The 10,687-nt window shown below is 61.8% G+C and carries 12 protein-coding genes and 2 tRNA genes; 6 read left to right on the forward strand and 8 right to left on the reverse strand.

Annotated elements, in window-relative coordinates; genetic code table 11:
• Positions 1–169: GTP-binding protein (locus NKI25_RS35345; RefSeq protein ID WP_352541456.1), on the reverse strand; the 169-nt coding region annotated here is incomplete at its 3' end.
• 272 nt (positions 170–441) lie between these two features.
• On the opposite strand from NKI25_RS35345, the gene NKI25_RS35350 reads away from it, so the two are divergent.
• The 3 genes from NKI25_RS35350 (at position 442) to NKI25_RS35360 (ending at position 2,577) form a co-directional block, all read left to right on the forward strand.
• Positions 442–1,329, forward strand: a complete 888-nt coding sequence (locus tag NKI25_RS35350; RefSeq protein WP_352787449.1) for a DMT family transporter — start codon at positions 442–444, stop codon at positions 1,327–1,329.
• A 33-nt stretch (positions 1,330–1,362) separates the two neighbouring features.
• Positions 1,363–1,812, forward strand: coding sequence for a GFA family protein (locus NKI25_RS35355; protein WP_353000781.1), 450 nt, complete (start codon positions 1,363–1,365; stop codon positions 1,810–1,812).
• 105 nt (positions 1,813–1,917) lie between these two features.
• On the forward strand, positions 1,918–2,577 hold the full coding sequence (locus NKI25_RS35360; protein ID WP_352593850.1) for a peptidoglycan recognition protein family protein: 660 nt from the start codon (positions 1,918–1,920) through the stop codon (positions 2,575–2,577).
• Between the two features lie 45 nt (positions 2,578–2,622).
• Here NKI25_RS35360 and NKI25_RS35365 read toward each other — a convergent pair whose 3' ends face one another.
• Positions 2,623–2,880: a GlsB/YeaQ/YmgE family stress response membrane protein gene (locus NKI25_RS35365; protein ID WP_023717513.1), complete on the reverse strand. Its 258-nt coding sequence runs from the start codon at positions 2,878–2,880 to the stop codon at positions 2,623–2,625.
• A gap of 159 nt (positions 2,881–3,039) precedes the next feature.
• Between NKI25_RS35365 and NKI25_RS35370 the strand changes: the two genes are divergently transcribed.
• Positions 3,040–3,507: a YidB family protein gene (locus NKI25_RS35370; RefSeq protein ID WP_352578225.1), complete on the forward strand. Its 468-nt coding sequence runs from the start codon at positions 3,040–3,042 to the stop codon at positions 3,505–3,507.
• A gap of 167 nt (positions 3,508–3,674) precedes the next feature.
• Here NKI25_RS35370 and NKI25_RS35375 read toward each other — a convergent pair.
• A tRNA-Gly gene (locus NKI25_RS35375) sits at positions 3,675–3,748 on the reverse strand.
• Positions 3,749–3,815: 67 nt separating this feature from the next.
• Positions 3,816–3,900: transfer RNA gene (locus NKI25_RS35380), tRNA-Tyr, on the reverse strand.
• 202 nt (positions 3,901–4,102) lie between these two features.
• On the opposite strand from NKI25_RS35380, the gene NKI25_RS35385 reads away from it, so the two are divergent.
• Complete coding sequence (locus NKI25_RS35385; protein WP_352593849.1) at positions 4,103–4,960, forward strand: TrmH family RNA methyltransferase; 858 nt, start codon at positions 4,103–4,105, stop codon at positions 4,958–4,960.
• A 332-nt stretch (positions 4,961–5,292) separates the two neighbouring features.
• Here the strand turns inward: NKI25_RS35385 and NKI25_RS35390 are convergent, their stop codons facing one another.
• From NKI25_RS35390 to gcl, 3 genes are all read right to left on the reverse strand, one after another.
• Positions 5,293–6,177 carry a 2-hydroxy-3-oxopropionate reductase gene (locus NKI25_RS35390; protein WP_352593848.1) on the reverse strand — a complete coding sequence of 295 codons (885 nt, stop codon included), beginning with the start codon at positions 6,175–6,177 and terminating at the stop codon, positions 5,293–5,295.
• 161 nt (positions 6,178–6,338) lie between these two features.
• Positions 6,339–7,136, reverse strand: a complete 798-nt coding sequence (gene hyi, locus NKI25_RS35395) for a hydroxypyruvate isomerase (protein ID WP_023680427.1) — start codon at positions 7,134–7,136, stop codon at positions 6,339–6,341.
• A gap of 23 nt (positions 7,137–7,159) precedes the next feature.
• A complete protein-coding gene (gene gcl, locus NKI25_RS35400) occupies positions 7,160–8,941 on the reverse strand; it encodes a glyoxylate carboligase (protein ID WP_352570927.1) in 1,782 nt (593 codons plus the stop codon).
• A 202-nt stretch (positions 8,942–9,143) separates the two neighbouring features.
• On the opposite strand from gcl, the gene bhcR reads away from it, so the two are divergent.
• Positions 9,144–10,001, forward strand: a complete 858-nt coding sequence (gene bhcR, locus NKI25_RS35405) for an HTH-type transcriptional regulator BhcR (protein ID WP_023680425.1) — start codon at positions 9,144–9,146, stop codon at positions 9,999–10,001.
• A 40-nt stretch (positions 10,002–10,041) separates the two neighbouring features.
• Here the strand turns inward: bhcR and NKI25_RS35410 are convergent, their stop codons facing one another.
• Positions 10,042–10,398, reverse strand: a complete 357-nt coding sequence (locus tag NKI25_RS35410) for a hypothetical protein (protein ID WP_023680424.1) — start codon at positions 10,396–10,398, stop codon at positions 10,042–10,044.
• Between the last annotated feature and the right edge of the window lie 289 nt (positions 10,399–10,687).

Genomic DNA, 10,687 nt, shown 5'->3' on the forward strand with positions numbered 1-10,687 from the left:
TGATGCCGCGCGCCTTCTCTTCGGGCGCCGCATCGATCTGGTCGTAGCGCTTGTATTCGCCAAAATACTTGGTGATCGCCGCCGTCAGCGACGTCTTGCCATGATCGACGTGACCAATCGTGCCAATGTTCACATGAGGCTTAGTGCGCTCGAATTTACCTTTTGCCATAGTCTCTTTCCTTGGACGGCCTGGGGACGGCCTGGACCTTCAGTTCAGTCGAATGCGGGGCGATTAGCGACTAAGGCCGAAAAACACAAGTGCCTTGTCGCCGAGCGCGCTCGCCCGGCCCGAACGCGTGATCCGGTTTCGGAGAATGTGGCGCGGATATAGGAACGAACAAGGGCAAATGGAATGGTTACGGCGGCGGCTGACGGCTTTGCCGGATTTACAGCCGGATCTGGCCCATTGCCGCCCTGGCGCCGGTCTGATTTCGTGGGCCGATGCATTTCATCCCGACTGCCATACGAGGCCCGCTGTTCATGGTCGTTTCGACCGGGTCCTACATCGTCAACGACACGATGATGAAACTCGCAACCGCGGGACTGCCGCCCTATGAGGTGCTGTTCCTGCGCGGCGCTGCGGCAACATTGTGGGGCATTCCGCTGCTGTTCATGCTGGGCTATGGCAAGCAGATCCCGCTGATCCTCGACGCCAAGGTTTTGCGCAGGAACCTGCTCGAACTGGGTGCGATCCTTTGCTACGTGGTGGCGCTCGCCAACATGCAGATCGCCGATTCGACCGCGCTCGGACAGATCACGCCCTTGCTGATGCTGGTCGGCTCCTCGATGCTGTTTGGCGAACGGATCGGCGGGGTGCGCCTGGCGCTGATCGGCCTTGGTTTTATCGGCGCGGTGATGGTGGCACAACCGACGATGCAGGGGATTTCGGTCTATGCCCTGCTGGCGCTAGGCAATGCAGCCCTGTCCGCGGCGCGCGATCTGGCCGGACGCAAGGTCGCCGCCGACGTGCCGGGAATGGTCGTCGCTATGTCCGCGGTGATTGTCGTGCTCGCGGGGGCCGGGGCAGCTCATTTGCTTTCCGAGCAGTGGGTGGTGCCTGAAATCCGTCACCTGCTGCTGATGGGCGGCGCCGGACTGTTCCTGATCTTCGGCCACTTCTTCATCTTCATGGCCTATCGCGTCGGGCCGACCAGCGTGGTAGCGCCGTTCTACTATTGCTTTACCGTCTGGGCGGTGATTTCAGGCCTGGTGGTTTTCCGGCAGCTCCCGAATGCGCTGGCCATCTGCGGCATCCTGCTGGTGGTGGCCAGCGGGTTGACCATCGTCTCGCTCGACGAGCGCAAGCGCCGGTTGACCGTCGTCGCTTGAAACTGAAATCGGCCTGCACAATAGGAGGAGCGCGTGGCAAGCCCGGATGACAACCAGAATTCACGCAACCGCAGGCTTATCGGAAAGTGCCTGTGCGGCGCCGTTCAGTACGCGGTGGCGGACGCGTTCGTCTATGCCGCGAACTGCCACTGCTCGAACTGCCGGCGCACCACCGGCTCGGCCTTCAAGCCATTCGCCGGCATCGAGCGCGACAGGCTGAGCCTGGCGAGGGGCGAGGACAATCTCATGATCTTCGGCGACGACACCGGCCATGACGCGCACTGCAAGACTTGCGGCTCGTTGCTCTATTCGGTGGTCCGCGACGGTGCCTTCGTGCATGTCGCCATGGGAAGTCTCGTCGACGAGCCGACCATCCGGCCGACGCAGCACATCTTCGTCGGCTCCAAGGCGAAGTGGTTCACGATCACCGACGATCTGCCGCAATACAGAGAACACGCGGTCGCCGGAGATGCCGGCGAATAGCTGACCGTTAGAAAACGCTCAACCAAATTATCGTTTCGTTTTCGCGTCCGCCGCCAAGGAAACTATACTGTGCTCCGTCACTGAACCTATGTCGCGGAGATTTCTGTGGCATTGCCGCCCGACTGGTTGCCCAATGGTGCGATGAGGCGCGTCATTTGCCACTGGACGGCCGGCTCGCATTCGGCCGGCGATACCGACAGGGATGCGTATCACATACTGGTCGAGGGGAATGGCCGCCTGGTCAGGGGCCGGCCTTCGATCGCGCTCAATTCGAGCCGGGTAAAACCGGGATATGCCGCGCACACGCTCAACTGCAACGGCGGCTCGATCGGGGTTTCGCTCTGCTGCATGGCCGGGGCGGAGGAAAGGCCGTTCGATGCCGGCCGCTATCCGATGACCAGGGCGCAGTGGGACGCGATGGCCGCCGTCGTCGCCGAACTCTGCAAATACTACCGCATCAAGGTCACGCCCAAAACGGTGCTGTCGCATGCCGAAGTCGAGAGCAATCTCGGCATCGAGCAGCGCGGAAAATGGGATTTCACCCGGCTGCCCTTCGATCCGACGATCAGCGGCGCAAGCGCCTGTGGCGAGCGGCTGCGCCGGGACGTGACGGCGGCAATTGGCGCGATGCCAAATCTGCCGGTTAGGATTGGGCGCGATGCCGCATGGCAGCGACTGCTCGAGGAATTATGGCCGATCATGGTGAGAGGGCTGGAAGCCGGCCTCAACACGCTGATCCGCGAAATCCTCAAAAGGATCAGATAGGCGGTCGGCATTCACCCGAATGCCGACGCAACTGCCGGACGGCTTCTACAGAGCCCTCTTGCCGCTGAACTGGTGATAGGCCCACAGGACAACCACCGCACCGACCACGGCTACGATCAGGCTATAGATGTTGAGCCCGGTAACGCCCGACGCGCCAAAGGCGCTGAAGATGAGCCCGCCGACGATGGCACCGACAATCCCGAGCACGATGTCGAGCACAAGGCCTTGCCCGCTTTTATTGACGATCTTGCTGCCTATGAAGCCGGCGATGACGCCGAGAATAATCCAGCTTAATATTGACATTTTTCCTCTCCGTTCCCCGCACCCGATTACTTCCACATTATTAAGCAAAGCTCAAGCCAACTTGAAAATCATGATTACGGAAAGCTCAAACCGGCTTGAAATTCGCCATGGATGCGTCATTGTTGGAGATGGACGGGCAATTTGACATGGAGATCCACAATGGGACTGTTTGACAATGCCGTTCCCGGCGGCAACGTCGCCAAGCCGCTGATGATCGCGCTCGGCGCACTTTTGGTGGGAAAAATGCTGAGCGGTGGAAGTTCCGCCCAGACGGAGGCAGCGCAAAGCCCTGCCCCCGTCCCGCCTGATACAACCGCATCCGCCGATGGCGGCCTGCTCGGCGGTCTGGGCGGCCTGCTCGACAAACTGAAGGACGCCGGCCACGGCAACGTTGCCAATTCGTGGGTCGGTACCGGTCAGAACCAGCCGATCAACCCCAGCGATCTGGGCAGTGCTCTCGGGCCACAAATCATTCAGGAGATCGCGCAAAGGACGGGCCTAAACCAGCAGGATCTGCTCAAGCAATTGTCCGCGGCCTTGCCCGGGCTTGTCGACCAGCTGACGCCGAACGGGCAAGTGCCGCAGCAGAACCAGCTCGCGTCCATATTCAGCAAATTCGCGAGCTGACGCCTGTCGCCCAACGCCGCCTGCGGTTCGGGACAACGATAACACAGATTAAGATGCGCGTCCGTCTGGACGCGCAACGAATACTTTGAACTATCGGCAAAAGCGCTTCGCTTGGGGCTGCCTGCTTCGGCATCGTGCGCGAGGTGCGCCGCGGCTTGGGGGAAATCTGGAGCGGGTAGCGGGAATCGAACCCGCATATTCAGCTTGGAAGGCTGCTGCTCTACCACTGAGCTATACCCGCGCCTTTCAGTCAAGCATCGGATCCGCTCCGACGCTCGCTCTGCGTTTCAGGGCTTCCGGGCCGGCAGTGGTGGAGAGGGTTGGATTTGAACCAACGTAGGCATAGCCAACGGATTTACAGTCCGTCCCCTTTAACCACTCGGGCACCTCTCCAGTCTGCCGCCGGAGCCATGCAACGAGGCATCGACGCGTCGCGGCTGCCAAAGCAGCCCTTCCGCGAAGCGCCTTATGGCGGCAGCGCCCAAAACTGTCAACCGCAACAGTCCGGCAAAAAGCGCTGAATCTCACGCCTCGCCCGACAAGCAGCTTATGCGGCTGTATCCATGGCCGGACGACACAGCTATAGAAGCCGGCCATGAGCAACGATAACAAATCCAAGACCCCTAAAGACACCCACTACGCCAAGCTGCGCCGCGCGCATCGCGACGAGAAGAGCGGTGGCGCGCCTGCATTCAGGCCACGCCAGCCGGTGCCGCCCGGCGAGAACCCGGCGGATGGGCTGGTGCGGCTCTACGGGCTGCACACGGTGCGGGCCGCACTCGACAATCCGCGCCGAAAAATCAAGAAGATGCTGGTGACGCGCAACGCTGCCGAGCGGCTGGCAATCGCCGACCTTGGCGCTTTGCCCTTCAAGGCGGAGTTGGTCGAACCCAGGGACATCGACAAGGTCACCGGCTCGGATGCCGTGCACCAGGGCGTGCTGATCGAGGCCGAGCCGCTGAAACCGAAACGCCTCGATGCGCTCGGCGACACCAGGCTGGTGCTGGTGCTCGACCAGATCACCGATCCGCACAATGTCGGTGCGATCCTGCGCTCGGCGGTGGCTTTCGGCGCCGGTGCATTGATCACCACGGCGCGCCACAGCCCGCAGGAATCCGGCGTACTGGCGAAGTCGGCCTCCGGCGCGCTCGAGCATATCGACCAGATCGAGGTGAAGAACCTCGCCGATGCGCTGGAGCAGCTGCACGAGGCCGGCTTCCAGACCATCGGGCTGGATTCGGACGGTCCGGCGGAGCTCGAAACGAGCTTTTCGGGAGAGAAGATCGCATTGGTGCTGGGCGCCGAGGGCAAAGGCCTGCGCCAGAAGACGCGCGAGACGGTGACGACGCTGGCCCGCCTCGACATGCCGGGCGCCATTCGTTCGCTCAACGTCTCGAATGCCGCGGCGGTGAGCCTTTATGCGGCGAGGCGGTGGTTCGCGCGCGGCAAATAGGGCGCAATGCATGTCATTGGATTTTGCCGTTCTCAATCCAGATGGACATATCGATCGATGCGTATCGGTAGGTCCCTCTGCGCATCATGAAATCGTGTCAATCGCAAACCAAAACGCGTTTGAACTCATACTGAAATTCGGATTTCTATGAGGACGTCACTCTTCCGATCGAATCCCTACCTTCCTTGACCAAGCAAGTTGAGGCACTTGTGCGAACTGAAGGAATGTCGGAGGAATCCAAAGATTTTCTGAAACGTTTTGCCGATCTCATACGCTATGCGGTCGAACGAAGTCGGCCCATCGAAGGTATTGCAGACTAATTCACTTCACTCTCACCCAACCTCGTGACCAGCCATCCGCTCCAGTGCCCTGACCAGTGCCGAATGGTCTTCCTTTGCTCCACCGTTCGCCGCGCAAGAGTTGAACAATTGCTGCGTCATCGAGGTGTTGGGTAGTGCTACCCCAAGCGCCTTCGCGCCTTCCAGCGCCAGATTGAGATCCTTCTGGTGGAGTTCGACGCGAAAGCCCGGCGCGAAGCTGCGCTTGATCATGCGCTCGCCATGCACTTCCAGGATACGCGAGTTTGCGAGCCCGCCCATCAGCGCCTGCCTGACCTTGGCCGGGTCGGCGCCGGCTTTCGATGCAAAAACAAGCGCTTCGGCGACGGCCTCAATGGTCAGCGCGACGACGATCTGGTTGGCGACCTTGGTGGTCTGGCCGACGCCGTTCGGTCCGACCAGAGTGATGTTCTTGCCAAGCTTCTCGAAGATGGGCCTGGCGCGTTCGAAGGCTTTTTCCTCACCGCCGACCATGATGGTCAGCGAAGCCGCCTTGGCGCCGACCTCGCCGCCCGACACCGGCGCGTCGAGATAGTCGCAGCCGAGATCGTTGATCTTTCTTGCGAATTCCTTGGTCTCGATCGGCGAGATCGAGCTCATGTCGATGACCAGCTTGCCTCTTGTTAGGCCGGACGCGACGCCGTTTTGGCCGAACAGCACATCGGCGACCTGCGGTGTGTCGGGAACCATGGTGATGACGATGTCGGCCGCGCGCGCGACGGCATCATGGCCGGTGACTGTCTTCAGGCCCTTGGCGACGAGATCGGCCGGCGGCTTCGAGCGGTGGTCGCTGGCGACGACCTGATAACCGGCGTCTAGCAGATGCCCCGCCATCGGCGCGCCCATGATGCCGAGGCCGATGAAGCCGATGGTTTCCATGTTTTTCTCCAAGTGACTATGTGAAACGCCCCCTCATCCGGCCCTTCGGGCCACCTTCTCCCCGAGGGGAGAAGAGATCGCGAACGCCGGTGCCAGCCTCTTCTCCCCAGCGGGCAGAAGGTGGCCGCGCAGCGGCCGGATGAGGGGGCCTCTCTTGCCCGCTACGCCGCCGCGCTGCCCTGCCCGGCCAGGTCCCGGAACCACCCCAGTCCGGCATCCGTCCCCGCCTTCGGCTTATACTCCGCGCCAATCCAGCCGGCATAGCCGATGCGGTCGATGTGGTTGTACAGAAAAGGAAAATTGATCTCGCCCGTCCCCGGCTCATGACGGCCGGGATTGTCCGCAAGCTGGATATGCGCGATGCGGTTGAGGTTTGCCTCTATGGTACGGGCGAGATCCCCCTCCATGATCTGCATGTGATAGATGTCGTATTGCAGGAACAGGTTCTTCGATCCGACGCGGTCGATCAGGGCCAGAGCCTGGTCCGAGTAATTCAGGAAGAAGCCCGGAATGTCGCGGGTGTTGATCGGCTCGATCAGCAGCCTGATGCCGGCCTGCTCCAGCTTTTCGGCCGCGAAAGCCAGATTTTCGGCGAAGACGTCTTCCAGCACGGAGCGATCGACGCCTTGCGGCGCGATGCCGGCGAGGCAGTTGACCTGCTCGCAGCCGAGCGCATGGGCATAGGTGACGACCTTGGCAATGCCCTGCCGGAACTCCGGGATGCGGTCGGGCAGGATCGCGATGCCGCGCTCGCCCTTGGCCCAGTCGCCGGCAGGCAGGTTGAACAGGACCTGCGTCAGCCCGTTCTTCTTCAACCTGGCCGCGACGACATCCGGCGCATGGTCATAGGGGCCGATATACTCGACGCCCTTGAAGCCGGCGCGGGCGGCGGCATCGAAGCGGTCGAGGAAGTCATGCTCGCCAAAGAGCATCGAAAGATTGGCTGAAAACCGTGGCATGGCAGTAGTTCCTCATATGCGGCTTAATCGAGCATGACGATCGCCGTGGGGGCATCTTCGTGATGTTCGGCTAGCTCCTCGAATTCGGTGATCTTGTCGATTTCGGTACCCATCGAAACGTTGGTGACGCGCTCGAGGATGAATTCGAGCACCACCGGAACCTGGTGCTCGTTCATCAGGCGCTTTGCCTCTTCGAAGGCACCGGCGAATTCCCCCGGCCGGCGCACCCGGACCGCCTTGCAGCCCATCGCCTCGGCAACGGCGACGTGGTCGACGCCGTAGCCCGCCTCAGGCTCGTCTTTCCGGTTGACGTTCTCGAAGGCCAGGCTGACTTCGAAGTCCATCGAAAAGCCGCGCTGCGCCTGGCGGATCAGGCCGAGATAGGCATTGTTCACGACGACATGGATGTAGGGCAATCTGTGCTGTGCGCCGGCCGCCAGTTCCTCGATCATGAACTGGAAATCATAGTCGCCGGACAATGCCACAATTGTGCGGTCCGGATCGGCGGCGCGAACACCGAGCGCTGCCGGCAGCGTCCAGCCGAGCGGGCCGGCCTGGCCGCAATTGATCCAGTTGCGTGGCTTGTAGACGTGCAGGAACTGCGCCCCGGCGATCTGCGACAGGCCGATCGTGGTGACATAGGTGATGTCGCGGCCGAACGCCTTGTTCATCTCCTCGTAGACGCGCTGCGGCTTCAGCGGCACCTGGTCGAAATGGGTCTTGCGCTTCATTGTCTTCTTGCGCTGCCGGCATTCGCCGGCCCAGCCCGACCAGTCGCGCAATTTTCCGGCCGTCCTCCACTCGGTGGCGACGTCGAGCAGCATTTTCAGCGCCGCACCGGCGTCCGAGACGACGCCGAGGTCCGGCGCGAAGACGCGGCCGATCTGCGTCGGCTCGATATCGACGTGGATGAATTTCTTACCCTTGGTGTAGACGTCGATCGAACCGGTGTGGCGGTTGGCCCAGCGGTTGCCGATGCCGAAAACGAAATCGGCTTCGAGCATCGTGGCATTGCCATAGCGGTGCGAGGTCTGCAGCCCGCACATGCCGGCCATCAGGCGGTGGTCGTCGGGGATCGCACCCCAGCCCATCAGCGTCGGAATGACAGGCACGCCGGTGACCTCGGCGAACTCGATCAGCAGATCGGACGCATCGGCGTTGATGATGCCGCCGCCGGCGACGATGACAGGCTTTTCCGCCGCGTTCAGCATCGTCAACGCCTTCTCGGCCTGAGCGCGCGACATTGCCGGCTTGAACGGCACCAGCGGCTCATAGGCATCTATATCGAACTCGATCTCGGCCAGTTGCACATCGACAGGCAAATCGATCAGCACCGGCCCCGGCCGCGACGAGCGCATCAGATGGAACGCTTTCTGCAGCGCCATCGGCACCAGATAGGGTTCCATGACGGTAACAGCCCATTTGGCGACGGGTGCGGCGATCGCCGCAATGTCGACGGCCTGAAAATCCTCCTTGTTGAGACGCGCGCGCGGCGCCTGCCCGGTGATGCAGAGGATGGGAATTGAATCGGCAGCGGCCGAATAGAGGCCGGTGATCATGTCGGTGCCGGCGGGACCCGAAGTGCCGATGCACAGACCGATATTGCCCGATCTGGCGCGGGTAAACCCTTCGGCCATATGCGAGGCCGCCTCGACGTGACGCGCAAGGATGTGGCGGATACTGCCCCTCGCCTTCAGTGCCGAATAGAGCGGGTTGATCGCAGCACCCGGCACGCCGAAGGCACAGGAGATGCCTTCCTTTTCGAGAACGAGAACCGCTGCGTCGACTGCGCGCATCCTGGCCATGTCAGCCTCCACGGAATTGTTGATAGCCTATGATGCCAGCGCACCAATGATTTTTCAATTTTTTCAGAATATTTTTTCATTTCTAGAAAACGGCTCTTGTGAGTTGAATTGATTTGACTTTCTGTTTTCCACGAATTCGCTTGGCAAATCGGTGAAAAACTTTTTCATTGCTTGTTGGGCGAACAGAGCGAAGAATGGCCCGATGGAGACCACCGAAAAACGCCAGCGCGGCCGGCCGCGCGCCTTCAACGGGCCGGCCGAGGCCGCCTCGGTGCAGTCGCTGGACCGGGCGCTGCGCATCCTGGCAATCGTCGCCGATGGCAGTGGCCTGTCGCTGAGCGAGATCGCCGCCAGTTCCGGTCTGCCGGCATCCACCGCCTACCGCATGCTGACGACGCTGGAAAACCACGGCATGGTCGAGTTCGACGGCCCTGACCAGCTGTGGTCGATCGGCGTCGAGACCTATCGCATGGGCGCGGCGTTCCTGCGCCGCCGCAAGCTGGTCGACCGCGCCCGTATCGTCATGCAGGAACTGATGGAGAAGACCGGCGAGACCGCCAATCTCGGCGTCGCCGAGGACGATTGCGTCGTCTTCGTCAGTCAGGTCGAGACGCACCAGGCGATCCGCGCCTTTTTCCGGCCGGGCACGCGCAGCCCCTTCCATGCCTCGGGCATCGGCAAGGCGGTGCTGGCGCATCTCGAGCCGGAGCGCGTCGCCACCATCCTGCGCCGGGCCGGGTTGGAGCGCTTCACCGAAAATACGCTGTCCGACATCTCGGCGCTCGCCCGCGACCTGGTGACGATCAAGCTGCGCGGCTGGTCGGTTGACGACGAGGAGCGGCATCCGGGCATGCGCTGCGTTGCCGCCGCCATCTTCAATGAATTCGGCGAGCCGATCGGCGGCGTTTCGGTCTCCGGGCCGACAGTACGGGTCACGCCGGAACGGCTGGCCGAGATCGGCCCGCTGGTGCACGATGCGGCGGCGGAGGTGACGAGGATGATCGGCGGCCTGCCGACCCCTCCCGGCCTTGGCAGCGAGCCGAGCGCATGGCAGCGCTGACCAGCGCCGAATGGTGCGACATCTGCCAGGATGGCCAGAGCTAGCCCCCGGGCACCGCGCTCTTGGTCGATAGGTCGTAGAAATCAAGCAGCATCGCCAGCCCAACTCCGCAGGCGGTGAAGATGAGGCCGGCAATGAAGATACGATTGGCGCGTTCATAAACGCGCCGTTGTAGAGACGTTATGTCGAGCAGCAACCGCAGCGCTCGTATCTGCAGGGCAATGCCGATCAAAATCGGCACGACGGCGGCCAGGTGATAGATTTCCCACGGTATCGGGTTGGCGGCCCAATGCGTGATGAAGCCCAGCGAGAACGCCAGCAGGATGCCGACGGTGGTGATTGTGCCGTTGCGGAAAATTGTCTCGATCGGCTCTTCGTTCGGATCTTGCTCGCCCAAGCGCCCTCTCCCCTGTTTCGGCTCGGTGCAGATTAGGCTGTTGGGAAATCGCTGTACATCGGCAAGAGTGTTGGCGAATGCTGAAGCGGCATCCGATCTCGCCTTAAGTGGACGATGTTCGACAGGACAGAGAGGCTGACGGAGCGCGGCTTTATTCCAGCTTGGGTTCCTCGCCCCACGGAAGTGGCTAGGGGATGCACACATCTTTTCGTTGCGTCGATGACTCATCTGTGAGTTGCGGCGTCGGGTTGGTGTGTGATTCTGTAGGCGACGTACTGAGGGAGGCGTC

The organism is Mesorhizobium sp. M0808, from assembly GCF_040320025.1.
Classification (GTDB): domain Bacteria; phylum Pseudomonadota; class Alphaproteobacteria; order Rhizobiales; family Rhizobiaceae; genus Mesorhizobium.